This window comes from Methylobacterium sp. E-045 (assembly GCF_022829685.1).
Lineage (GTDB): Bacteria > Pseudomonadota > Alphaproteobacteria > Rhizobiales > Beijerinckiaceae > Methylobacterium.
In genome coordinates this window covers 1-25,231 of sequence record NZ_JAKSYE010000119.1, presented here as the reverse complement: position 1 = coordinate 25,231, position 25,231 = coordinate 1, and the positions used below count along the sequence as shown (strand labels likewise).

17 protein-coding genes, 1 tRNA gene and 1 pseudogene are annotated in these 25,231 nt (G+C 65.6%); 2 read left to right on the top strand and 17 right to left on the bottom strand.

Annotated elements, in window-relative coordinates:
- From tuf (MKK51_RS22050) to MKK51_RS22005, 10 genes are all read right to left on the bottom strand, one after another.
- Nucleotides 1-1,163, bottom strand: a 1,163-nt coding sequence (gene tuf, locus MKK51_RS22050; RefSeq protein WP_243980964.1) for an elongation factor Tu, incomplete at its 3' end; no start/stop codon positions are given.
- 63 nt (nucleotides 1,164-1,226) lie between these two features.
- Nucleotides 1,227-3,302 carry an elongation factor G gene (fusA, locus tag MKK51_RS22045; RefSeq protein ID WP_243980962.1) on the bottom strand — a complete coding sequence of 692 codons (2,076 nt, stop codon included), beginning with the start codon at nucleotides 3,300-3,302 and terminating at the stop codon, nucleotides 1,227-1,229.
- A 30-nt stretch (nucleotides 3,303-3,332) separates the two neighbouring features.
- A complete protein-coding gene (rpsG, locus tag MKK51_RS22040) occupies nucleotides 3,333-3,803 on the bottom strand; it encodes a 30S ribosomal protein S7 (RefSeq protein ID WP_018044233.1) in 471 nt (156 codons plus the stop codon).
- Between the two features lie 100 nt (nucleotides 3,804-3,903).
- Nucleotides 3,904-4,275 carry a 30S ribosomal protein S12 gene (gene rpsL, locus MKK51_RS22035; protein ID WP_018044234.1) on the bottom strand — a complete coding sequence of 124 codons (372 nt, stop codon included), beginning with the start codon at nucleotides 4,273-4,275 and terminating at the stop codon, nucleotides 3,904-3,906.
- Between the two features lie 702 nt (nucleotides 4,276-4,977).
- Nucleotides 4,978-9,186 carry a DNA-directed RNA polymerase subunit beta' gene (gene rpoC, locus MKK51_RS22030; protein ID WP_243980960.1) on the bottom strand — a complete coding sequence of 1,403 codons (4,209 nt, stop codon included), beginning with the start codon at nucleotides 9,184-9,186 and terminating at the stop codon, nucleotides 4,978-4,980.
- A gap of 175 nt (nucleotides 9,187-9,361) precedes the next feature.
- Nucleotides 9,362-13,486: a DNA-directed RNA polymerase subunit beta gene (gene rpoB / locus MKK51_RS22025; RefSeq protein ID WP_243980958.1), complete on the bottom strand. Its 4,125-nt coding sequence runs from the start codon at nucleotides 13,484-13,486 to the stop codon at nucleotides 9,362-9,364.
- Nucleotides 13,487-13,734: 248 nt separating this feature from the next.
- Nucleotides 13,735-14,106: a 50S ribosomal protein L7/L12 gene (gene rplL, locus MKK51_RS22020; protein WP_018044238.1), complete on the bottom strand. Its 372-nt coding sequence runs from the start codon at nucleotides 14,104-14,106 to the stop codon at nucleotides 13,735-13,737.
- Nucleotides 14,107-14,163: 57 nt separating this feature from the next.
- Nucleotides 14,164-14,694: a 50S ribosomal protein L10 gene (gene rplJ, locus MKK51_RS22015; protein ID WP_018044239.1), complete on the bottom strand. Its 531-nt coding sequence runs from the start codon at nucleotides 14,692-14,694 to the stop codon at nucleotides 14,164-14,166.
- 576 nt (nucleotides 14,695-15,270) lie between these two features.
- Nucleotides 15,271-16,899, bottom strand: coding sequence for a B12-binding domain-containing radical SAM protein (locus MKK51_RS22010; protein ID WP_243980956.1), 1,629 nt, complete (start codon nucleotides 16,897-16,899; stop codon nucleotides 15,271-15,273).
- 186 nt (nucleotides 16,900-17,085) lie between these two features.
- The gene (locus tag MKK51_RS22005) at nucleotides 17,086-18,414 is read right to left on the bottom strand and encodes a PLP-dependent aminotransferase family protein (protein WP_243980954.1); all 1,329 of its coding nucleotides are present in this window, start codon (nucleotides 18,412-18,414) and stop codon (nucleotides 17,086-17,088) included.
- A gap of 685 nt (nucleotides 18,415-19,099) precedes the next feature.
- Here MKK51_RS22005 and MKK51_RS22000 point away from each other — a divergent pair.
- Nucleotides 19,100-20,056, top strand: a complete 957-nt coding sequence (locus tag MKK51_RS22000) for a sulfurtransferase (RefSeq protein ID WP_409565746.1) — start codon at nucleotides 19,100-19,102, stop codon at nucleotides 20,054-20,056.
- Nucleotides 20,057-20,067: 11 nt separating this feature from the next.
- The gene (locus MKK51_RS21995; protein ID WP_243980952.1) at nucleotides 20,068-21,276 is read left to right on the top strand and encodes a YeeE/YedE thiosulfate transporter family protein; all 1,209 of its coding nucleotides are present in this window, start codon (nucleotides 20,068-20,070) and stop codon (nucleotides 21,274-21,276) included.
- Between the two features lie 80 nt (nucleotides 21,277-21,356).
- On the opposite strand, the gene rplA is transcribed toward MKK51_RS21995, so the two are convergent.
- The 7 genes and pseudogenes from rplA to tuf (MKK51_RS21960) all read right to left on the bottom strand — a co-directional run.
- The gene (rplA, locus tag MKK51_RS21990) at nucleotides 21,357-22,055 is read right to left on the bottom strand and encodes a 50S ribosomal protein L1 (RefSeq protein ID WP_243980950.1); all 699 of its coding nucleotides are present in this window, start codon (nucleotides 22,053-22,055) and stop codon (nucleotides 21,357-21,359) included.
- 12 nt (nucleotides 22,056-22,067) lie between these two features.
- Nucleotides 22,068-22,517 (bottom strand): 50S ribosomal protein L11, encoded by a 450-nt coding sequence (gene rplK, locus MKK51_RS21985; RefSeq protein ID WP_018044245.1) that lies wholly within the window; start codon nucleotides 22,515-22,517, stop codon nucleotides 22,068-22,070.
- 200 nt (nucleotides 22,518-22,717) lie between these two features.
- Nucleotides 22,718-23,251: a transcription termination/antitermination protein NusG gene (gene nusG / locus MKK51_RS21980; RefSeq protein WP_018044246.1), complete on the bottom strand. Its 534-nt coding sequence runs from the start codon at nucleotides 23,249-23,251 to the stop codon at nucleotides 22,718-22,720.
- 67 nt (nucleotides 23,252-23,318) lie between these two features.
- A complete protein-coding gene (secE, locus tag MKK51_RS21975; protein ID WP_243980948.1) occupies nucleotides 23,319-23,621 on the bottom strand; it encodes a preprotein translocase subunit SecE in 303 nt (100 codons plus the stop codon).
- A gap of 226 nt (nucleotides 23,622-23,847) precedes the next feature.
- Nucleotides 23,848-23,924: transfer RNA gene (locus tag MKK51_RS21970), tRNA-Trp, on the bottom strand.
- A 76-nt stretch (nucleotides 23,925-24,000) separates the two neighbouring features.
- Nucleotides 24,001-24,945: a DUF1444 family protein gene (locus MKK51_RS21965; protein ID WP_243980938.1), complete on the bottom strand. Its 945-nt coding sequence runs from the start codon at nucleotides 24,943-24,945 to the stop codon at nucleotides 24,001-24,003.
- Nucleotides 24,946-25,062: 117 nt separating this feature from the next.
- A pseudogene (gene tuf / locus MKK51_RS21960) lies at nucleotides 25,063-25,231 on the bottom strand (elongation factor Tu); the annotation flags it as partial.

The following is a 25,231-nucleotide window of genomic DNA, read 5'->3' as shown; positions in this document are numbered from 1 at the left end:
GCGCCGACGGTGCGTCCGCCTTCACGGATGGCGAAGCGGAGCTTCTCTTCCATGGCGACGGGGACGATGAGGGTGACGTCCATGGTCACGCTGTCGCCGGGCATCACCATCTCGGTGCCCTCGGGGAGCACGCACACGCCGGTCACGTCCGTGGTGCGGAAGTAGAACTGCGGCCGGTAGTTGGTGAAGAACGGGGTGTGGCGGCCGCCCTCCTCCTTGGTGAGGATGTAGGCCTCGGCCTTGAACTTGGTGTGGGGCTTGACCGAGCCGGGCTTGCACACGACCTGGCCGCGCTCGACGTCCTCGCGCTTGGTGCCGCGCAGGAGCACGCCGACGTTGTCGCCGGCCTGGCCCTGGTCGAGGAGCTTGCGGAACATCTCGACGCCCGTGACCGTGGTGGTCTGGGTGTCGCGGATGCCGACGATCTCCACGGTCTCGCCGACCTTGACGATGCCGCGCTCGACGCGACCCGTCACCACGGTGCCACGGCCCGAGATCGAGAACACGTCCTCGATCGGCATCAGGAACGGCTTGTCGATGGGACGCTCCGGCTGCGGGATGTAGGCGTCCACCGACTCCATCAGCTTCAGCACGGCGTCGTGACCCACGGCCTTGTCGCCGTTGTCGAGCGCCACCTTGGCCGAACCCTTGGTGATCGGGATGTCGTCGCCGGGGAAGTCGTACTTGGAGAGGAGCTCGCGCACCTCCATCTCGACGAGCTCGAGGAGCTCCTCGTCGTCGACGAGGTCGACCTTGTTGAGGAACACCACCAGCGCCGGCACGCCGACCTGGCGGGCGAGCAGGATGTGCTCGCGGGTCTGCGGCATCGGACCGTCGGCGGCCGAGACCACCAGGATCGCGCCGTCCATCTGGGCGGCGCCCGTGATCATGTTCTTCACGTAGTCGGCGTGGCCGGGGCAATCCACGTGGGCGTAGTGACGGTTGGCGGTCTCGTACTCGACGTGGGCCGTCGAGATCGTGATGCCGCGCGCCTTCTCCTCGGGGGCCTTGTCGATCTGGTCGTAGGCCGTGAACGTCGCACCGCCCAACTCCGCCAGGACCTTCGTGATCGCCGCCGTCAGCGACGTCTTGCCGTGGTCGACGTGACCGATCGTGCCGATGTTGCAGTGCGGCTTGGTGCGGGCAAACTTCTCTTTGGCCATCGTAGCCTCCGTAATCTCAATGTTTCAGGTGATGCTGCTGCGGTCCGGAAAAGGCGGGAAGCCTTAAGCGTACTTCGCGACGACCTTCTCGGCCTCGCCGCGCGGCACCTCTTCGTAATGGTCGAATTGCATCGTGAAGTTCGCGCGGCCCTGGGAGAAGGAGCGCAGCTGGTTCACGTAGCCGAACATGTTGGCGAGCGGCACCATCGCGTTGATGACGTTCGCATTGCCGCGCATGTCCTGGCCCTGGATCTGGCCACGGCGGGAGTTCAGGTCGCCGATCACCGAACCGGTATACTCTTCCGGCGAGACGACTTCGACCTTCATCACCGGCTCGAGGAGAACCGATCCGCCCTTCTGGAGGGCCTCCCGGAGCGCCGCACGGGAGGCAATTTCGAAGGCCAGGGCCGACGAGTCGACATCGTGGTAGGCGCCGTCGATCAGCTCGACCTTGATGTCCACCACCGGGAAGCCGGCGAGGATGCCGGCGCCGAGGACCGAGTTGAGGCCCTTCTCGACGCCCGGGATGTACTCCTTGGGCACCGTGCCGCCGATGATCTTCGAGGAGAACTCGAAGCCCTTGCCGGGCTCGTTCGGCTCGACCACGAACTTCACCCGGGCGAACTGACCGGTACCACCGGTCTGCTTCTTATGGGTGTAGTCGATCTCGGTGCGCTTCGTGAGCTTCTCACGATACGCCACCTGCGGCTGGCCGATATTCGCGTCGACCATGTAGGTGCGGCGCAGGATGTCGACCTTGATGTCGAGGTGAAGCTCGCCCATCCCGCGAAGGATGGTCTGGCCAGATTCCTGGTCGGTGGAGACGCGGAAGGACGGATCCTCGGCCGCGAGCTTGGCAAGAGCGATGCCGAGCTTCTCCTGGTCGGCCTTGGACTTCGGCTCCACCGCGATCTCGATGACGGGCTCCGGGAACTCCATCTTCTCGAGGATGACGGCGTCCTTGGGATCGCACAGGGTATCGCCCGTGCGGGTTTCCTTCAGTCCGGCCAGGGCGACGATGTCGCCCGTGAAGGCTTCCTTCACGTCTTCGCGGTTGTTGGCATGCATCAGAAGCATGCGGCCGACACGCTCCTTCTTGTCGCGCGACGAGTTGATGACGTTGGCGCCCGACTCGATCTTGCCCGAATAGACGCGGCAGAACGTGATCGTGCCGACGTGCGGATCGTCCATGATCTTGAACGCCAGCATCGAGAAGGGATCGCTGTCGGACGGGTGCCGGACGATCTCTTCCTCGGTCTTGAAGTCGAGACCCTTGATCTCGCCGCGGTCGGCGGGAGACGGCAGGTAATCGACCACGGCGTCGAGCAGGGGCTGCACGCCCTTGTTCTTGAAGGCCGAGCCGCAGAGCACGGGATGGAAGGCGCGGCGCTGGACGGCGGTGCGCACGAGGCGATGCATCGTCTCGGCATCCGGCTCGACACCGTCGAGATAGGCCGACATGGCATCGTCATCCATCTCGACGCAGGCTTCGACGAGCTTGATGCGATATTCCGCAGCCTGATCGGCGAGGTCGGCCGGGATCTCGGTCTCCGAGAAATCGGCGCCGAGCTTCTCGGACGTCCAGACGATGGCCTTCATCTTGATCAGGTCGATGACGCCCTTGAAGGTCGTCTCGGCGCCGATCGGAAGCTGCAGGCAGACGGGCTTGCCGGCGACGCGGTCGATGATGTCGGCGACGCATTTGAAGAAGTCAGCGCCGATCTTGTCCATCTTGTTGACGAACACGACGCGCGGGACGTCGTACTTGTCGGCCTGGCGCCAGACGGTCTCGGTCTGGGGCTCGACGCCCTGGTTCCCGTCGAGCACGCAGACGGCGCCGTCGAGGACGCGCAGGCTGCGCTCCACTTCGATGGTGAAGTCCACGTGGCCGGGGGTGTCGATGATGTTTAGGCGCTTGTCGCGCCAGAAGCAGGTCGTCGCGGCGGAGGTGATCGTGATGCCACGCTCCTGCTCCTGCGTCATCCAATCCATCGTCGCGGCACCGTCATGGACTTCGCCGATCTTATGGGACTTGCCGGTGTAGTAGAGGATCCGCTCAGTGGTCGTGGTTTTGCCAGCATCAATGTGAGCCATGATGCCGAAATTGCGGTAGTCCTCGATCGCATGCGTGCGGGGCATCGGATTGCTCCTGAAAGGGTCCGGGGCCGCTTACCAGCGGTAGTGCGAGAAGGCGCGGTTGGCTTCAGCCATCCGGTGCGTGTCTTCCCGCTTCTTGACCGCGTTGCCACGGTTGTTCGCGGCATCGAGGAGTTCGGCCGAGAGGCGCTCGACCATGGTGCGGTCGTTGCGGCCACGGGCGGCCTGGATCAGCCAGCGGATCGCCAGGGCCTGACGACGCTCCGTGCGGACTTCGACGGGGACCTGGTAGGTCGCGCCGCCGACGCGGCGGGAGCGGACTTCGATCGCCGGAGCGACGTTCTCGAGAGCGGCGCGGAACACCTCGATCGGGTTCGCACGGGCACGGTTCTCGACGATGTCGAACGCGCCGTAGACGATGCCTTCGGCGATCGACTTCTTGCCCTCGTACATGATGGAATTCATGAACTTGGTCAGCACGATGTCGCCATACTTGGCGTCCGGGATGATCTCACGCTTTTCGGCAGAATGGCGGCGGGACATCGCTCGCTCCGTCTATAAATCAAGGTCTTGAAACCACCCCGCGCAGGCCACCTGAAACCTCATGGAGGTCGGCGGCATCCTTACGGGGTGCGCGAAATTCTTACTTCGGACGCTTGGCGCCGTACTTGGAGCGGCGCTGCTTACGACCCTTGACGCCCTGCGTGTCGAGCACGCCGCGGAGGATGTGGTAGCGAACGCCGGGAAGATCCTTCACGCGGCCGCCGCGGATCATGACCACGGAGTGCTCCTGAAGGTTGTGACCTTCGCCCGGGATGTACCCGATGACTTCGAAGCCGTTGGTCAGACGGACCTTGGCGACCTTACGGAGCGCCGAGTTCGGCTTCTTCGGCGTCGTCGTGTAGACGCGGGTGCAAACGCCACGCTTCTGCGGGCAGGCGTCGAGCGCCGGCACCTTGTTGCGGCTCTTCTGCGCCTTACGCGGCTGAGCGATCAGCTGGTTGATCGTCGGCATACTCTGCCCTCTTCATTCGGATCGCTGAGACGCGATCCCATGTTCGGCTTCACGAGGCAGCCTGTCTCCAGGCTGTCGCGGATCTCGATAGGAAGATCCGCAAAACGAATATGCGCCATGGATCGGTGAGGACCCGTGGCGCGTGTTCGGCAGAGGATCACGCCTTGCAGCGCGCTCGTACCTACTGATCTGACAAGGACGTCAGTCGATGTGAGTGCCGGTACCGGATTAGCGATTGCCGATCGGCCCGAAGGTCGCGACTCGCTATGTCCTGCTGTTGTGCCGGAGTGGCGTGCTTCTATGCGGGGGACGGCGAAACGTCAATCCCGAAGCACGATAAAGTTTGGTCTGACCAGCGGTTAACACCCGATGAGTGTACCGCGCCGGAATCCGGTACCGCGCTGGGGCCATCGGAGCAAGTCTCCCGCTCCCGGATGAGCGCGCGGGAGAGGCGCATCGAGGGAGGCCGACCGATATTCACTGCGGTCATGCATGCAAACGAATCGCCCGCGCGACCGGGCACGCTCATGGCCTCATGGATAAGGCGGCCGAGAGGACGACCCGGAATCGATGCGTGGCGGGTCGTTCGCGCCAGCGATCGGCAAGATGCTCGGTCTTGGCGTCGCCGAGACGGTTCCGTGCAACGAGAAAGGGCGGCCATTGCTGGCCGCCCCCGGTCTCGTGCGTAAAGTCGTCGTCAGGTCACTCCGCGGCGGGCGGCAACTCGCTGAGGGGCTGTGCGCCGCTCTCGGCTGCCTTCTGCTGCAGGATCATCGCGTCGCGACGCCGCGCCACGGCGCGGATGTCGGCGGCCATCGACCCTGTGCCGGCCGGGATGAGGGAGCCGACGATGACGTTTTCCTTCAGGCCCTCGAGATGGTCGACCTTGCCGTTGACGGCCGCCTCGGTGAGCACGCGGGTGGTTTCCTGGAACGAGGCCGCCGAGATGAACGACTTCGTCTGCAGGGAGGCCTTGGTGATGCCCAGCAGCACCGGCACGCCCACCACGGGCTTCTTGTTCTCGGCGAGCAGCTTCTCGTTGATGTCCGCGAGTTCCGTCCGGTCGATCTGGTCGCCCGTGAGGATCTCGGAATCGCCGCCATCGGTGATTTCCACCTTCTGCAGCATCTGCCGGACGATCACCTCGATGTGCTTGTCGTTGATGGACACGCCCTGGAGCCGGTAGACCTCTTGGATCTCGTTGACGAGGTAGGCAGCGAGCTCCTCCACGCCCTTGATCGCCAGGATGTCGTGCGGCGCGGGATTGCCGTCGACGATGTAGTCGCCGAGCTCCACGACGTCGCCGTCCTGGAGGTGGATGTGCTTGCCTTTCGGGATCAGGTACTCGACCGCATCCGAACCGTCGTGGGGAGTCAGCGTCAGGCGACGCTTGTTTTTGTAGTCGCGTCCGAACTGGATCGTGCCCGACTTCTCCGCGATGATCGCCGCGTCCTTGGGACGACGGGCCTCGAACAGCTCCGCCACCCGCGGCAGACCGCCGGTGATGTCGCGGGTCTTGGCCGAGTCGGTGGAGACGCGGGCGAGGATGTCGCCGGCCTTCACCGTGCCGCCCGGATCGTAGCCAATGATGGCGTCTACGGGCAGGAAGTAGCGGGCATCCGATCCGCGCGGCAGCTTCATCGGCTTGCCGTCCTGGTCGAGCACCAGCATGGCCGGCTTGAGGTCGGCCGTGCGTGCCGTCCCACGCCAGTCGATGACGACGCGCTTGGCGATGCCGGTCGACTCGTCGGTGGTCTCGGTGATCGACTGGCCGTCGATCAGGTCCTCGTAGGCCACGATACCGTCGGTCTCGGTGATGATCGGACGGGTATAGGGGTCCCATTCGGCGATGCGCTGGCCGCGCTTGACCTTGTCGCCCTCGTCCACCCGCAGTCGCGCGCCGTATTGCAGGCGGTGGACCGCACGTTCCGCACCGTCAGTGCCGACGATGACCACCGCCACGTTACGACCGGTGGCGATGAGGTCGCCGTCGGTGTTGCGGGCGAGCGCCCGGTTGCGGATCTTGATCGTGCCCTCGAAGCTCGACTCGATGAAGGACGAATCCGCGATCTGCGCCGCACCGCCGATGTGGAAGGTACGCATGGTGAGCTGGGTGCCCGGCTCGCCGATGGACTGCGCCGCGATGACGCCGACGGCCTCGCCCATGTTGACGGGCGTTCCGCGGGCGAGGTCGCGCCCGTAGCAGGTGGCGCAGACGCCGCTCTTGGTGGCGCAGACGAGCACCGAGCGGATCTTGACCTCCTGGATGCCGGCCGCCTGGATGGCGGGCAGGTGCTTCTCCTCGATCGTCTCGTTGGTCTTGACGATGACCGTACCGTCCTGAGCCACGAGATCTTCGGCCGTGGCGCGGCCGAGGATGCGGATCGAGAGCGGAGCCACGACCTGGCCCGCATCGACGATGGCGCGCATCTTGATGCCGTTGCTGGTGCCGCAATCGACCTCGCGGATGACCGCATCCTGCGCCACGTCCACGAGACGGCGGGTCAGGTAGCCGGAATTCGCGGTCTTCAAGGCGGTGTCGGCGAGGCCCTTACGGGCTCCGTGCGTCGAGTTGAAGTACTCGAGAACGTCCAGACCTTCCTTGAAGTTCGAGATGATCGGGGTCTCGATGATCTCGCCCGAGGGCTTGGCCATGAGTCCGCGCATCGCGGCGAGCTGCTTCATCTGCGCCGGCGAACCACGGGCACCGGAATGGCTCATCATGTAGATCGAGTTGATCTGCTTGTCGGCGCCGTTCTCGTCCTTCTGCACCGTGGAGATGCGCAGCATCATCTCGGCGGCGAGCTTGTCCGAGCACTTGGCCCAGGCATCCACCACCTTGTTGTACTTCTCGCCCTGCGTGATCAGGCCGTCGTTGTACTGCTGCTCGTAATCCTTCACCAGCGTGCGGGTGTCGTCGACGATGGGCCACTTGTTGTCCGGCACGACCATGTCGTCCTTGCCGAACGAGATGCCGGCCTTGAACGCGTGGTTGAAGCCGAGCGCCATGATCCGGTCGCAGAAGATCACCGACTCCTTCTGACCGCAGTGGCGGTAGACGGTGTCGATCATCGCGGAGATCTCCTTCTTGGTCATCAGCTTGTTGACGACGTCGTAGGGGACCTTCTTGTGCAGCGGCAGGGCCGTGGACAGGATCACGCGGCCGGGTGTCGTGTCGTAGGTCTGGGTCAGCGGCTCGCCGTCGGGGCCGATGCCGTTCCACCGCCAGCGGATCTTCGAATGCAGCTTCACGGTGTTGGCCGCCAGGGCGTGCTCGAGCTCGCCGATGGTGCCGAAGACACCCTGCATCGGGTTCTTCTTGTTGGTCGAATCGAAGGCGCCGATGGCGCCCTCGGCCACGATCGACAGGTAGTAGAGACCGAGCACGATATCCTGCGACGGCACGATGATCGGCTGGCCGTTGGCCGGATGCAGGATGTTGTTGGTCGACATCATCAGCACGCGCGCTTCGAGCTGGGCTTCCAGCGAGAGCGGCACGTGGACCGCCATCTGGTCGCCGTCGAAATCGGCGTTGAAAGCGGCGCAGACGAGGGGGTGAAGCTGGATCGCCTTACCCTCGATCAGCTTGGGCTCGAAGGCCTGGATGCCGAGGCGGTGGAGCGTCGGCGCGCGGTTGAGCATCACCGGGTGCTCGCGGATCACCTCGTCGAGGATATCCCAGACCTCCGGCTTCTCCTTCTCGACGAGCTTCTTGGCCTGCTTGACGGTGGCCGAGAAACCCTTGGCGTCGAGGCGCGCATAGATGAAGGGCTTGAACAGCTCGAGCGCCATCTTCTTCGGCAGGCCGCACTGGTGCAGCTTCAGCTCCGGGCCCACCACGATCACCGAGCGGCCGGAATAGTCGACGCGCTTGCCGAGCAGGTTCTGGCGGAAGCGGCCCTGCTTGCCCTTCAGCATGTCGGCGAGGGACTTCAGCGGACGCTTGTTGGCACCCGTGATGACGCGGCCGCGACGACCGTTGTCGAACAGCGCGTCCACCGCCTCCTGAAGCATGCGCTTCTCGTTGCGGATGATGATGTCGGGCGCGCGCAGCTCGATCAGCCGCTTCAGGCGGTTGTTGCGGTTGATGACGCGGCGGTAGAGGTCGTTGAGATCGGACGTGGCGAAGCGGCCACCGTCCAGGGGGACGAGGGGGCGCAGGTCCGGCGGGATTACCGGGACCACGGTGAGGATCATCCATTCGGGCTTGTTGCCCGACATCTGGAAGGCCTCGATGATCTTCAGGCGCTTGAGAAGCTTCTTCGGCTTCAGCTCGGAGGTCGTGGTAGCGATCTCCTCGCGCAGCGAGTTCGCGATCCCGTCGAGATCGAGTTCCTGCAGGATGCGCCGGATCGCCTCGGCGCCGATCATCGCCGTGAAGGAATCCTCGCCGTACTCCTCCTGCGCGCGCAGGTACTCTTCCTCCGACAGGAGCTGACGCTCCTTGAGGGGGGTGAGGCCCGGCTCGATGACGCAGTAGGATTCGAAGTAGAGAATGCGCTCGAGGTCCTTGAGCGCCATGTCGAGCAGCAGGCCGATGCGGCTCGGCAGGGACTTCAGGAACCAGATATGGGCGACGGGCGCGGCGAGCTCGATATGGCCCATGCGGTCGCGCCGGACGCGGGCCAGGGTGACCTCGACGCCGCACTTCTCACAGATGACGCCCTTGTACTTCATGCGCTTGTACTTGCCGCACAAGCACTCGTAGTCCTTGATCGGCCCGAAGATCCGCGCGCAGAACAAGCCGTCGCGCTCGGGCTTGAACGTGCGATAGTTGATCGTCTCGGGCTTCTTGATTTCGCCGAACGACCACGAGAGGATCTTCTCGGGTGACGAGATCGAAATCTTGATCTGGTCGAAGCTCTGGGGCTGAGCCTGCTGGTTGAAAAGATTCATGACCTCTTGGTTCATGGATCAACTCCTGCTGACGGGGCGCACCCTCCGCCGAGGGGCTACCGCGTGCTGAAAACGTGAGGTCGGCGCAGCGACCGTCCGGGTCGCCGCTGGCCGTCGTCCCGGGAGGCGCTTCCCCTCCCCGCTCGGACCGCGCCGGCGAGGTGCCGGCGCGGGAGCGTGTGGTGTGGTCCTACTCGGCCGCCTCGGCAGGCGGGTCGAGCTGGTCGTTCGCGAGCTTCTTCGAGGAGGTGAGCTCCACGTTGAGGCCGAGCGAGCGCATCTCCTTGACGAGCACGTTGAACGACTCGGGGATGCCGGCCTCGAAGGTGTCGTCGCCGCGGACGATGGCCTCGTAGACCTTGGTGCGGCCGGCGACGTCGTCCGACTTCACCGTCAGCATCTCCTGCAGCGTGTAGGCCGCGCCGTAGGCCTCCAGAGCCCAGACCTCCATCTCGCCGAAGCGCTGGCCGCCGAACTGCGCCTTTCCGCCCAGCGGCTGCTGGGTGACGAGGGAGTATGGACCGATCGACCGTGCGTGGATCTTGTCGTCCACGAGGTGGTGGAGCTTCAGCATGTAGATGTAGCCCATCGTCACCTTGCGGTCGAAAGGCTCGCCCGTCCGCCCGTCATAGAGCGTCGATTGCGCCGAGCGGTCGAGCCCGGCCAACTCCAGCATCGTCTCGATGTCGGCTTCCTTGGCACCGTTGAACACCGGAGTGGCCATCGGCACGCCGCGGCGGACGTTGTTGGCCGCCTCCGCCATGTCATCGTCCGAGAGGCCTTCCAGCTCCGACGGCGAGTAGATCGCCTCCATCTCCGCCTTGAGGGGGGCGATGTCGTTGCTGCGCAGATAAGCGTCCACGGCGAGACCGACCTTGCGGCCGAGACCGGCCGCGGCCCAACCCAGATGGGTCTCGAGGATCTGACCGACGTTCATGCGCGAAGGCACGCCGAGCGGGTTGAGCACGATGTCGGCATGTGTCCCGTCTTCCAGGAACGGCATGTCCTCGATCGGCACGATCCGGGACACGACGCCCTTGTTGCCGTGGCGGCCGGCCATCTTGTCGCCCGGCTGGATCTTGCGCTTCACCGCGACGAAGACCTTGACCATCTTCATCACGCCGGGGGGCAACTCGTCGCCGCGCTGCAGCTTCTCGACCTTGTCGAGGAAGCGCTGCTCGAGGCGCTTCTTCGACTCGTCGTACTGCTTCTGCATCGCTTCCATCTCGGTCATGAGACGGTCTTCGACGACGGCGAACTGCCACCATTGCGAGCGCGGGTACTCGTTCAGGAGCTCACGGCTGAGCGTGGTCTCCTTCTTGAAGCCCTTCGGACCGGCGATCGGCGACTGGCCGATCAGGACGCCGGCAAGGCGGGCGTAGGTGTTGCGGTCGAGGATCGCCTGCTCGTCGTCACGATCCTTGGCGAGACGCTCGATCTCCTCGCGCTCGATCGCCTGGGCGCGCTCGTCCTTGTCCACGCCGTGGCGGTTGAACACACGCACTTCGACGATGGTGCCGGTGACGCCCGGGGGGACCCGGAGCGAGGTGTCGCGGACGTCCGAGGCCTTCTCGCCGAAGATGGCGCGGAGGAGCTTCTCCTCCGGCGTCATCGGGCTCTCGCCCTTCGGGGTGATCTTGCCGCACAGGATATCGCCCGCATGGACCTCGGCGCCGATATAGACGATGCCGGCCTCGTCGAGGTTCTTCAGCGCCTCTTCCGAGACGTTGGGGATGTCGCGGGTGATTTCCTCCGGACCGAGCTTGGTGTCTCGGGCCATCACCTCGAACTCCTCGATATGGATCGAGGTGAACACGTCATCCTTCACGATCCGCTCGGAGAGCAGGATCGAATCCTCGAAGTTGTAGCCGTTCCACGGCATGAACGCGACGAGCACGTTCCGGCCGAGCGCCAGCTCGCCGAACTCCGTCGACGGACCATCGGCGATGATCTCGCCCTTCTTGACCTGCTCGCCCACGCGGACCAGCGGCTTCTGCGTGATGCAGGTCGACTGGTTGGAGCGCTGGAACTTCTGCAGGCGATAGATGTCGACGCCGGGCTTGTTGGCATCGGCCTCTTCGGTGGCGCGGATGACGATACGGGTCGCATCCACCTGGTCGACGATGCCCGAGCGCCGCGCCGCGATGGCGGCACCCGAATCGCGGGCGACCACGGCTTCCATGCCGGTGCCGACGAACGGCGCGTCGGCGCGGACGAGCGGCACCGCCTGGCGCTGCATGTTCGAGCCCATCAGCGCGCGGTTCGCGTCGTCGTTCTCGAGGAACGGGATCAGCGCGGCGGCCACCGAGACGAGCTGCTTCGGCGACACGTCCATGAGGTCGACGCGGTCCGGCGGCACGACGATGACGTCGCCGGCCCGACGGCAGACCACGAGGTCTTCCGTCAGCTTGAAGCTCTCGTCCATCTGGGCGTTGGCCTGGGCAACGTAGTACTTCGCCTCCTCCATCGCCGACAGGTAGGAGACCTCCTTCGTCACCACGCCGTCCTTCACGCGACGGAACGGGGTCTCGATGAAGCCGTACTTGTTCACCCGCGCGAAGGTGGCGAGGGAGTTGATGAGACCGATGTTCGGGCCTTCCGGCGTCTCGATCGGGCAGATGCGGCCGTAATGGGTCGGGTGCACGTCGCGCACCTCGAAGCCGGCGCGCTCACGGGTGAGACCGCCGGGGCCGAGCGCCGAGAGGCGACGCTTGTGCGTCACTTCCGAGAGCGGATTGGTCTGGTCCATGAACTGTGACAGCTGCGACGAGCCGAAGAACTCGCGCACCGCGGCCGCGGCGGGCTTCGCGTTGATGAGATCCTGCGGCATGACCGTGTCGATATCGACGGAGGACATGCGCTCCTTGATGGCGCGCTCCATGCGGAGCAGCCCCAGGCGGTACTGGTTCTCCATCAGCTCGCCCACCGAACGCACACGGCGGTTGCCGAGGTGATCGATGTCGTCGATCTCGCCCTTGCCGTCGCGCAGATCCACCAGCGCCTTGACCACCGCGAGCATGTCCTCGCGGCGCAGGGTGCGCACGGTGTCCTCGGCGTCGAGATCGAGGCGCATGTTCATCTTCACGCGGCCGACGGCCGAGAGATCGTAGCGCTCCGAATCGAAGAACAGCGAGTGGAACATCGCCTCCGCCGTGTCGAGCGTCGGCGGCTCGCCGGGGCGCATGACGCGGTAGATGTCGAACAGCGCGCCTTCGCGGGACGAGTTCTTGTCCACGGCGAGGGTGTTGCGGATGTAGGGACCGACATTGACGTGGTCGATGTCGAGGACGGGGAGCTCGGACACGCCGACCTCTTCCAGGCTCTTGAGGAGCTTGTCGGAGATCTCGTCGCCGGCCTCGGCCCAGATCTCGCCGGTCTTCGGGTTGACGAGATCCTCGGCGATGTACTGGCCGATCAGATCCTCGTCGGTGGCCTTCAGGAACTGAACGCCGCGCTCGCTGATCTGGCGGGCGTTGCGGGCGTTCAGCTTCTTGCCGGCCTCGAGCACGACCTCGCCGGAATCGGCATCGATCAGGTCGACGGACGCCTTGAAGCCCTTGAGCCGGTCGGCATCGAACGGAACCCGCCATTCGGCGCCGTCGCGGTCGTAGACGACACGGTTGTAGAAGGTCGAGAGGATCTCTTCGCCGTCGAGGCCGAGGGCGAACAGCAGCGAGGTCGCCGGCAGCTTGCGCTTCCGGTCGATACGCACGTGCACGATGTCCTTCGCGTCGAACTCGACGTCGAGCCAGGAGCCGCGATACGGAATGATGCGGGCGGCAAACAGCAGCTTGCCCGACGAGTGGGTCTTGCCCTTGTCGTGGTCGAAGAACACGCCTGGGCTACGGTGCATCTGCGAGACGATGACGCGCTCGGTGCCGTTGACGATGAAGGTGCCGTTCTCCGTCATCAGGGGCATGTCGCCCATGTAGACGTCCTGCTCCTTGATGTCCTTGACCGACTTCGCGCCGGTATCCGGGTCCACGTCGAACACGATGAGGCGCAGCGTCACCTTGAGGGGAGCCGCGAAGGTGATGCCGCGCTGGCGACACTCGTCGACGTCGTATTTCGGCTGCTCGAACGTGTACTTGACGAATTCGAGGAGCGCGGTCGCCGAGAAGTCGGAGATCGGGAAGACCGACTTGAACACGGTCTGCAGGCCTTCGTCGCCCCGTCCGCCTTCCGGCTCGTCCATCATCAGGAATTGGTCGTAGGACGCCTTCTGAACCTCGATGAGGTTCGGCATCTCGGCGACTTCCTTGATCTTGCCGAAGAATTTGCGAATGCGCTTGCGACCGACCAGCGTGTTGGCCATGGGTGACCTCGCTCCTACGTCCCGCGTACCGGGTGCCCGGGGAAGGCTTTATGCCTCCCGCGACCAGGCGATGAACCCGTCCCGCCGGACCGAGCCCACCCGAAATGAAATGCCGCCGATCCGTTCCAGGACCGATCGGTCGCTTGAAGCGACCTTAGCCCGCGGGTCGGAGACCCGCGGGCGTCGGTGCCGGCCGGCCCCGATGGGACCGGCCGGAAGTGACGGGCCGGATTGGGCCCATCGGCAACTTACTTGAGCTCGACCTTGGCGCCGGCCTTCTCGAGCTGGGCCTTGAGCTTCTCGGCCTCTTCCTTGTTGACGGACTCCTTGACGGCCTTCGGAGCGCCCTCGACGAGGTCCTTGGCTTCCTTGAGGCCGAGGCCGGTGATCGCGCGGACCTCCTTGATGACCTCGATCTTCTTGTCGCCGGCGGCGGTCAGGAGAACCGTGAACTCGGTCTGCTCCTCGACGACGGCGGCGGGGCCGGCGGCCGGGCCGGCAACGGCGACGGCAGCGGCGGCGGAGACGCCCCACTTCTCTTCGAGGAGCTTGGCGAGGTCGGCGGCTTCGAGAACGGTCAGCGAGGACAGGTCGTCGACGAGCTTGGCAAGATCAGCCATGGTATTCTTCCTTTGGATATCGGTTTGAACGGATGGGTTGGGAAGGACGAGGCGGCGTCAGGCCGCTTCGTCCTGAGCCGCGTCCTTGGTGGCATAGGCTCCGAACACGCGAGCCAGCTTGGCAGCCGGAGCGTTGACGACCTGGGCGATCTTGGTCGCGGGAGCCTGGATGAGGCCCACGATCTTGCCGCGCAGTTCGTCGAGGGACGGGAGCGACGCGAGCGCCTTCACACCGTCCGGGTTCAGAGCGGTCGTTCCCATGGCGCCGCCGAGGATCACGAGCTTGTCGTTACCCTTGGCGAAATCCACCGCAACCTTCGCAGCCGCGACCGGATCGCTCGAATAGGCGAGCAGGGTCGGACCCTTCAGGAGGGGCTTGATGGAGGCGACGTCCGTGCCATCGAGAGCGATGTTGGCGATGCGGTTCTTGGTGACCTTCACGGTGGCGCCGGCCAGCTTCATCTGCGCGCGCAGCTTCTGCATCTCGGCGACCGTGAGGCCCTTGTAGTGGGCCACGACGACGACGGACGTGTTCGCAAACACGCCGTTGAGCGTCGAGACGAGATCAGCTTTGGCTGTCCTGTCCACTGGGGCTCTCTCCGGTTGGCGGGTCCCTCTCGAGGAGGGGCCGCCGGTTGCACATGCCGCCCGGAACGGAACTCGGCTCAGCGAGAAGCCGGAACGTCCTGGACGACGCTTCACGGCCCTGTCCCCTGACGTCCTCCGGAACGGTGGACGGCACGGGCGAGATGGTTCAAACCGATACCTGACTGCCTCGCGAATCGCGGGGCCGAGAGGGTCTTGAATTCGGTCTTCCCCGTCTGTGCAGGCTGGGGGATTAAGCCGGTCGCCCGGCGCCTGCAGTCTCGGACAGGACATGGCCGGACGAGGCTTAAAGAGGCTGTTCGCCCCTCAAAGCCTTCCGGCCATTATCGTCTGGTCACCCAGACGAATTCGCATGTCGGATGTCGACCGATTGGTCGAATCCTTTCAAAGTGTGAAAAACGTTGAGCGGGGTCTATAGGCCCAAGCAAGCGCCCTGCCAAGTGCCTCGTGCGGAAAATCTTCGCCCTGCCGTACGATTGTGGTTGACGTGATTTCCGCCCGCGCCGGCGGCGGGCGATGCGCCGCCGCGGACAGGTCAGGCAGGGTGGGCAGGGCCGGCTAGGTCGGCAGGAACCGGCGCGCCGCCTCCCACCAGGGCGTGCGGGCGTCTTCCTTCTTCTGGTCCGCCTTGGCCGCGTAGAACGACGCATTGTGCTCGCCGCGCAGGGCTTCGCGGGTGAAGCGGATCAGGTGGTGCGCGACGAAGCCCATGTTGAACACCGCCTCGATCTGGCCGCGCTTGAGGGCATGCCCCGCCGCGCGCCAGAAGACGCCGCGATAATCCGACAGGATCCCCACGCGCAGGGCGATGTTGAAGCCGAGCACGAGGCCGCGGCGCAGGTTCGTCCGGGTGAGCTTGCCCCTGGTGGGCGTCTTGATCCGGTGCGGATAGGTCCGCTCGACCTGATAGCGGAAGCGGGCGAACAGGTTCTCCGGCTCGTAGGCATGGGCGATGGCCCGGCGCCAGCTGGCCACCACGTCGTCGTGGGGCCGCTTGAACAGGACGTTGGATTCCAGCGCGGCGTCGTGTGTGAGACGTCCCTCGCGGGTCAGACGGTCCCAGAGCGGCGTCTTCGGCAAGGCCTGCAGCAGGTTCATCGTCAGCACCGGGACCGCGGACTTGTCGACGAAGTCGATGAGCTTCTGCTCCGAGCCGTCCGTCTCCGTGTCGAGGCCGAGGATGATGCCCGAGGTCACCTCCAGGCCGAAGCTGTTGAGCGTCTCGATCGCCTCGTACATGGGCACGGCGGCGTTGTGCTTCTTGTCGATGCCCGCCAGCGCGTCCTCTTCGGGCGTCTCGATGCCGACGAAGACGGTCATGAAGTTGGCCTGACGCATCAGCTCGAGGATGTCGGGCTGCTTGGCCATGTTCAGGGTCGCCTCGCAGGCGAACTGAAGCGGGTAGTGATTCTTCTTCTGCCACTCCACCAGGTGGGGCAGCATGTCCTTCGTGGCCTTGCGATTGCCGATGAAGTTGTCGTCGACGAAGTACACGACGGCCGGATGGCCCGGCTGCGAGATGATCGCGTCGAGCTCGCCGAGCATCTGCTCCGGAGTCTTCAGGCGGGGCTGACGACCGTAGAGCTGCGGGATGTCGCAGAACTCGCAGCGATAGGGGCAGCCGGACGAGAATTGCAGGGAGCCGATGAGGTAGCGCTTGAGGGGAGCGGCCTCGTAGGCCGGCGCCGGGAAGTCGGAGAGCGGAAGGCGCTCCTTGGTCTCGAGGCGGACCTGGCTCGCCGGGATCGACAGGTCGCGGTCGAGGATCGACACGAGTTCGTCGGTGGCGTCGCCGATCTCGCCGATATGGAGATAATCGAATTCCGGGTATTGCTCGGGCGATCCGGAGACCGAAGGACCGCCGAGCGCCGTCACCTTACCGGCCGCATGCGCCCTGGCGTAGATGTCCCGGATCTGGGGTGCCTGAATGTGCATGCCGGACACGAACACCGCATCGGCCCAGGCGAAATCCTCCGGCCCTGCCCGTTTGATGTTCTCGTCGATGAACCGGTATTCCCATTCCTCCGGCATATAGGCCGCGATGAGGAGCAGGCCCTGCGGGGGCATGAAGGCCTTCACCCCGCCCATTAACGGGTAGGCGTGGGCGAACGTCCCGAAGGACGGCGTGTAAGCGGGAAAGACGCACAGGATGCGTCGGTTCGAGGTGACGGAGAGGGTGCATCGCATGGCGGCATTCCTAGCACAGACAGGTGCGGAGGCGTCACCCTCGCGTGTTGATTTCTTGACCCTTTTCGGGATGGATCCCGCCTTGCGGCTCGGCCGGGGGGATCCTTCGCGCGCGTTTGACGCAGGCTCGGGCGCGTGTCCGACCCGCCGGTCCGTCGGGCTGGGCCCCCGCGGAAGGGGTGGACCTCACTCCACCCCGGACTCGTCTTCGTCGAGAGCCAGGCGTCGCAGCGTCCGAAGCGCGGGTCCCAGGCGCTCGAACGGGGGTGAGCCGAGGGCGAGGCGTACCCCGTTCTCCGGCATCGCAGGATCGATGGCGAAAGCGCTGGCCGGCGACACCGCGACCCCGTTACGCGCCGCGGCGCCGGCGTAGCGCTCGGCGCTCCAATGAGGTGGAAGCGATAGCCAGAGGTGGAACGCCCTCGGGTCGCCCCGAACGTCGAGACCGCTCAGCGCGTCCCGTGCCGCGCTCTGGCGCGCCGCCGCATCCGCCCGCTTCGCCTGGCCGATCCGGCCAACGGTTCCGTCGTTCATGAGCTGAAGCGCGATGGCGAGGGGAAGTCCGCTCGCGGTCCAGGCTCCCCCACGGATCGAGCCCGCGAGCCGCTGCGTGAGAGCGGGCGGCCCGGCGACGAAACCGAGGCCCAGGCCCGGAGCCAGCCGCTTCGACAGGCTGTCGACGACGATCACCCTGTCCGGCGCGAGGGCGGCCAGGGGTTCCTCGTCGCAGAGGAACCCGTACACGGCGTCCTCGATGCAGAGGAGGTCGAGCCTGCCGATAAGCGCTGCAACGGCGTGCCGGCGGTCCGCGCTCATGGTTTGGCCGAGGGGGCTTTGCAGGACGGGCTGGAGGTAGAGGGCGCGGAGGGGGGCTTCGCGATGAGCCCCCTCGATGGCGTCCGGGATCACCCCTCCCGCATCCATCGCGAGGGGAACCAGTTCGACGCCGAGCCGGGCCGCGAGACCCTTGACGATAGGATAGGTCATCGCCTCGACGCCGATCCGATCGCCGGGTTGGGCCAAGGCCGCGATCGCCGCGGCGATGCCCTGTCGTCCCGCTCCGGTGAACAGCACGGTCTCGGGGTCGGCCGACCACCCTCCCCGCGCGAAGAAGGCGGCTGCCGTGGCTCGGGCCGGCCCCGTCGCGCCCGGTCGGACCGGCGAGAACGTGGCTTGAAGCTTGGCCGGATCGAGCAGGGCGCCGAGGCTGGCGCTCATTTCCGCCGCCTGATGCGGCAGAATCGAAAAGACGTGTTCGAGATTGATCAGACCCGTCTCGGCATCCGGTGATCCTGCTTCAGCGGAGGCCGACGCGCGGATGAAGGTGCCGCGTCCGACCTCCCCGGTGATGAGTCCACGCCGCGTCAGCTCCGCATAGACGCGGCTCGCCGTGGAGACGGCGATCCCGCGCTCGAAGGCGAACTGCCGCTGCGTCGGCATCCGGCTTCCCGGTGTCAGGCTTCCCCGCGCGATATCCGCAGCGATCCCCTCCGAAATCGTCCGATAATCTGCCACGCGCGTATTGCTCCGAGGACAATGATTTAATTGATTCGACTCAATTTCGGATCAATAGCAGTGATGACCCAATGGAGGTGACCCGATCATGCCGTTGTCCGACAATCCACCCACCCGTTCACGCCCTCTCTCGAGAACGCTCGGCCACCCTAACCGACCCTTTCCCGCGAGAGCAATCAGCCTCCTGTCGATCTGGTACGGCAGGGCGGCCGGTCGGCGTACAATTCGCGAATTGACCTCGGAGCAAATGAAGGCGCTCGACCTCGATCCCGTTGCCCTGCGTGCGGAGGCCGAGAAGCCGTTCTGGCGTGCCTGATCACGGACGCGAATGCCCGGTCCGAAAGCCGGGCATTCGCCGGCAAAATCCGAGGACGTGTCGATCCAGGCGCAACTGGCATGCCCGATCTATGACTCCGGACCGCCTCCGTCGTCCGCGCTGCCTCGCCATATCCGAATCCCCCACCCTTGTTCAGGGTTCACGGACGATTGAAGGCTCAAGATAATCCCTGTCTTTTTGTGCCGACAGCGGCAGCTATATTCTCCTGATGTATCGATGTTTGAAATAACATCGTATTGATTTTAGATTTGAAGTTAAACACCATCGTGAGGTCAATTTTCGGAGCATGACCTGCAGATGTGCAAGCTCATCCGCGATGCGACGACTATTCCTCGCCGGAGCGCGCCCGTGTCTTTCAAAACCTTTCTTGCCGCTCGTATCGCTCTGGCCGCTCTGGCCTTGCCGATGATCGGGCCTGTGGCGGCTGATGCCACCGAGCAGACGCAGAGCCAGACCAGCCCCCTCGTCTCCACCGAATGGCTCGAGGCCAACCTCGCCTCGCCGAAGCTCCGGATCGTCGAAGTCAGTGTCGAGCCGGGCGTCTACGAGCGCGGCCATGTGCCCGGCGCACAGAACGTCCTCTGGCATACGGACCTCGTGGAGACCGTGAGTCGCGACATCGCGGGGCCTGAAAAGTTCGCGGCGCTCATCCGGCGGCTCGGCATCGATCGCGACACCACGGTGATCCTCTATGGCGACAACAACAACTGGTTCGCCGCCTGGGGCGCCTGGGTCTTCGCCCAGTACGGGCTCGTCGACACCGTGAAGCTCCTCGACGGCGGCCGCAAGAAATGGGAGGCCGAGAAGCGGCAGCTCGATACCCGCAACCCGGACGTAGCCGCCTCGACGTTCCCGGTCACACCCGTCTCCAACGGCCAGCGCGCTCGTCTCGCGGACGTGCTTGCCGTGGCGCGCAAGGAGCGGAACGAGACGATCCTCGACATTCGCTCGCCGGATGAGTTCTCGGGCAAGCTCATCGCGCCGGCGGGCGTGCAGGAGCTGGCGATCCGTGCGGGTCATATCCCCGGTTCGGTGAACGTGCCCTGGGCCAAGGCCGTGAATCCGGACGGCACCCTGAAATCCGTGCCTGAGCTGAAGAAGCTCTATGCCGATGTCGGGATCGACGGCTCGAAGCCGATCATCACCTCCTGCCGCATCGGCGAGCGCTCCAGCCATTCCTGGTTCGTGCTGAGCCGTGTCCTCGGCTACCCCGTGCGGAACTACGACGGCTCCTGGACGGAGTACGGCAACGCCGTCGGCGTGCCCGTGGTCAACCTCGCCGGAACGGTCTGGTCCGGCAAGTGACATCCCCGGCGATGTTCGAACGCAGCGCGCCCGGTCTTTCGACCGGGCGTTTTTCCGTCTCGCTGCGGGTCGGGTCGGCGGGCCTGATCGGCGCGGGATTGCTGGTCGCGGCCCTGCAGCTGTCGGGCGATCCCGGCGGCAGCCGGCTCGCCCTGTCCCTGACCTTCGGAGCCCTGTTCGGCTTCGTGCTGCAACGCTCGCGCTTCTGCTTCTTCTGCCTGTGGCGCGACCTCATCGACCGGCGTGACCCGCGCGGCGCCCTCGGCATCCTCGCGGCCCTGGCCGCGGGGGCGGTCGGCTACAGCGTGGTGCTGGGGGCATGGCTGCCCGATCCGAGCGGCGTACGGCTGCCGCCGGACGCTCATATCGGTCCGGTCGGGCCGGTCCTGGCCCTCGCCGGCGCCGCCTTCGGGGCCGGCATGGCGATTTCGGGTTCCTGTATCGGCGCCCATCTCTACAGGCTCGGCGAGGGCTCACCCACGGCACCCTTCGCCCTGGTGGGAACGGCCCTGGGCTTCGGTCTCGGCTTCCTGACCTGGAACACGCTCTACCTCGCCAGCATCTCGGAGGCGCCCGTGATCTGGCTGCCCCGTCATCTCGGCTATGCCGGCAGCCTCCTCCTCACCCTCGCTGTCCTGGCGGCCCTCGCGGTGCCTCTGCTGCGATGGCTGCCTCCCTCCGATGCATCGCCATCGGAACGCGTCGCGCCTCTGCGCGCCGTGTTCGTCGACCGCTGGCCGACCTGGCTCGGCGGCCTCGCCGTCGGCGCTCTCGGAACCCTGGCCTATCTCAGGGTCGGTCCCCTCGGCGTTACGGCGGAGATCGGTGGCCGGGCCAGGCAGGCCTCCGCCGGGCTCGATCTCCTGCCGGCGCGGCTCGAAGGGCTCGACGGGTTTCGCGGCTGCGCCACAGCGATCCGCGATGCGATCCTGACCCCGAACGGCCTGTTCATCGCCGGTCTCGTCGCAGCATCCTTTGCCGCCGCCCTGGCGGCCGGCGAGTTCCGCCCTGCCCTGCCCAAGCGCGGCCAGATCGGGCGCGGCCTCGTCGGCGGAATCCTGCTCGGCTGGGGCGCCATGACGGGTCTCGGATGCAGCGTCGGCACGCTGCTGTCGGGAATCATGGCCGGCGCCGCATCGGGCTGGCTCTTCGGCGTGGCGATGTTCGCCGGGCTCACCGCGACGCTGCTCGCGGGCCGTCGCCTGACGCTCCTGCCCTGAACGGAGACGGCACCCGGCCAAAAGAAAACGCCCGGCCTTGAGAGCCGGGCGTTGTCATATCTGTCCGTGAGAAGCGCCGATCAGGCGGTCAGCACGGTCGACGGCTCGACCCGCACGCCCGGGCCCATCGACGACGTCACGGCGACGCGCTGGATGTAGGTGCCCTTGGCGCCGGCGGGCTTGGCCTTGGCCACCGCATCGGCGAACGCCTTGATGTTCTCGACGAGCTTGGCCTCATCGAACGAGACCTTGCCGATGCCGGCATGGACGATGCCGGCCTTCTCGACGCGGAACTCCACCGAGCCGCCCTTGGCGCCGGCGACCGCGGACTTCACATCCATGGTGACGGTGCCGACCTTCGGGTTCGGCATCAGGCCGCGGGGGCCGAGCACCTTGCCGAGACGACCGACCAGCGGCATCAGGTCCGGGGTCGCGATGCAGCGGTCGAACTCGATCTTGCCGCTCTGGACGATCTCGAGCAGGTCCTCGGCGCCGACGATGTCGGCTCCGGCGGCCTTGGCCTCGTCGGCCTTGGCGCCGCGGGCGAACACCGCCACCCGCACCGTCCGGCCGGAGCCGTTGGGCAGGTTGCAGACGCCGCGGACCATCTGGTCGGCGTGGCGCGGGTCGACGCCGAGATTCATCGAGACCTCGACGGTCTCGTCAAACTTGGCGCTGGCCTTCTGCTTCACCAGGGCGATCGCCTCGTCGATGGTGTAGAGCTTGAGCGCGTCGATGCCCTCGCGGGCGGCGCGGATGCGCTTGCCTTCGTGTGCCATTGTGCCCTCCCCTTAAGCGACGACGTCGAGGCCCATGGCCCGCGCGGAGCCACGGATCATGGCGACGGCGGCGTCAACCGAGTCGCAGTTCAGGTCGGGCATCTTCTTCTCGGCGATCTCGCGAAGCTGAGCCTCGGTGACCTTGCCCACCGTCGGGCCCTTGCCCGGGGTCTTGGAGCCGGACGCCGGCTTCTTGCCGATCTTCAGGCCCGCGGCCTTCTTCAGGAAGAAGGTGACCGGCGGCTGCTTCATCTCGAAGGTGAAGCTGCGATCCTGATAGGCCGTGATCACGACCGGGATCGGGGTGCCCTTCTCGATCTGAGAGGTCTTCGCGTTGAAGGCCTTGCAGAATTCCATGATGTTCAGGCCGCGCTGACCGAGCGCGGGACCGATGGGCGGCGACGGGTTCGCGGCGCCGGCCGGAACCTGAAGCTTCACGTAGCCCGTGATCTTCTTTGCCATAGGGACTGCTCCCAAATGTAGGCTCGCCGCCCGGCTGCCTGGAGCACGGACGGGGCGAGCGGTTGCAGGTCGCGGTGCGGTCCGTGCATCCCGGCGGCAAACCGGGCGGACCTCCCGCGGGTTATGGCGAATGGCGAATGGCGAACGGCGAGTAGGGGATACCTACATTCGCCGTTCGCCACTCGCCATTTGCCTCTACGTCAGATCTTTTCGACCTGGGCGTATTCGAGTTCCACCGGGGTGGCGCGACCGAAGATCGACACGGCGACCTTGAGGCGCGAACGGCTCTCGTCGATTTCCTCGACGGTGCCATTGAAGGAGGCGAAGGGACCGTCGGCGACGCGGACGGTCTCGCCGATTTCGAAGGAGATCGAGGGCTTGGGACGATCGACGCCCTCGGCGACCTGACCCTTGATGCGCTCGGCCTCGGAATCGGGGATCGGCACCGGCTTCGACTTGTCAGCGCCGAGGAAGCCGGTGACCTTGGGGGTGTTCTTGATGAGGTGATAGACCTCGTCGGTGAGATCGCACTTCACCAGCACGTAGCCGGGGAAGAACTTCCGTTCGGCATCGACCTTGCGGCCGCGGCGGACCTCGACGACCTTCTCGGTCGGAACCATGACCTCGTCGAACAGCTCCATCAGGCCACGCTGGGCCGCCTGATCCTTGATGGACTGCGCGACCTTGTTCTCGAAATTCGAGTAGGCGTGGACGATGTACCAGCGTTTCGACACGGTTCTCACCAAATCCTGACGTCGGTCTGCCCGGTCGCGACGACGCGCCCAGAAAGACTCAGTTGTTCTAGGCGCCGACCCCGAGGATCAGGGTCACGATGTAGCGCAGGGCCTGGTCCACGACCGTGAAGAAGATGCTCGCCACCACGACCATGATGAACACCATGATCGTCGTCACGGTGGTCTCCTTGCGGCTCGGCCACGTGACCTTGCGGCCCTCGTCGCGCACCTGCGACAGGAACTCGGCCGGGCCGACGCGCTTGGGCGCGGGCCGCACGGGCGGGGTGGCCCGGGGCGGCGTCGGCGTGGCGGAGCCGCGCTGCGGAGTGCGCGCCAGGTCCGCCTTCTTCGTTGCTTCGTTCGATGCCATTGATGCCAACAACAGGGAAAATCGGCCCTGACCGGAAAGCGGACCGGTGCGGAGGCTCTGGTCGAAGCCCGCACCGAACACAGTCACCGATCTCGGAGTGCGAACGCTCTAGCGCAAGTCCCGGGTCTTGTCGACCGTCGCGGACATGTCGACAGAGAGCGGGAGACACGCCCCGGTTCGACATTCCCGACGGGAGGCCGATCCGGCGTTGCGCGAAGGAAAACTCTGGCAGGAGTGGAGGGACTCGAACCCGCAACCTCCGGTTTTGGAGACCGGCGCTCTGACCAGTTGAGCTACACTCCTACGCGGGACGCTCCATGCCCCATCGCTGCACGGGACGCAAGGGTTTCCGGAGAGAGGGATGCGAAAATCCAAGGTCCTATCGGCCGTGCTCGGCGAGTTCGCGGCTGTTCAGAAGGCGGATCCCGTTCTTCGAGTAGGCGAAGAGTTCGTCGCTTCGGGCGTATGGACCTTTGCGCATGTACATCGTCACGATTGCGGCGAGCCGGTCTTTCCCCTCGCTGTTCGATGACCATGCGATGAGGACATCCCGCGTGGGGACCGCAGCAACGATGGTCTGCGTTCCGAGCCCTTCCTGAATCTGGTCCATCACCATGGGGAGAAGCAGGCTGGCCGCCGCGTAGCCGCTGCTCTCCGCGAGGGTCGCGAAATGACCGGACTTTCCGGTCGCCGAAATGTGGACCTGTATACCGCCCGAGGCGAGTTCGAGATTTCGCCTGGCGATCCGCTCCACCGTTTCCTGATCGACGGCCCATCCTTCGAAGATCGAATGGGTCACCAGTTGATAGCGTTCGTCCTCATCGAGGGCGTAGGCGACGAGGAGCCGCTCAGAGAAGCGGCGGCAGGTCAGGGTCGGCACCTGCTCACGATACTCGGTAGGGACGAGCTGGATGCGCAGGCGGGCCGACGCCTTGGCGAACGTCTCCGCGGGAGCGGGCGTTGCGGGGAGAGGCTTCGCGGTGGCAACCGGATGGAGGAAGTCGACGATGACGGCTCGGCGCTCCGCGCCCGTCCGTCCAGCGATTTTCTGGCGGATGTTGCCGAGGAAGAGGGTGAAGCGGCCGATGACGATCTGCTCCGGATCATCGTCGTCCACGGTGACGGTGACGGCGGGATAGTTCGTTCGCAGGACGTCAAGGACTTCCGCCCGGAACGCCAGAAACGTCGCGCGATTCTGGGCCGGGCCGTTCTTGGCAGGAAGGCTTTGGGCCTGCGCGGGCGCGGCTACGATCGACAAGGCTCCGGCGATGACGGCGCGTCGGGACGTAACGGTGTCGAAGAGTGCAACCGGTGTCGAACCCATGAGATGGCCTCGCGGCATGCAACCCATGGTTTACTAAACGACGATGCCGGCGGCCCGTCAAGACGGGCCGCCGGCATCGATGTGCACAATCAGCGGTAGAGACTGAGCGTACCGAACTTAATCGTTGATGGCGGCGACGACGCCGGCGCCGACGGTGCGTCCGCCTTCACGGATGGCGAAGCGGAGCTTCTCTTCCATGGCGACGGGGACGATGAGGGTGACGTCCATGGTCACGCTGTCGCCGGGCATCACCATCTCGGTGCCCTCGGGGAGCACGCACACGCCG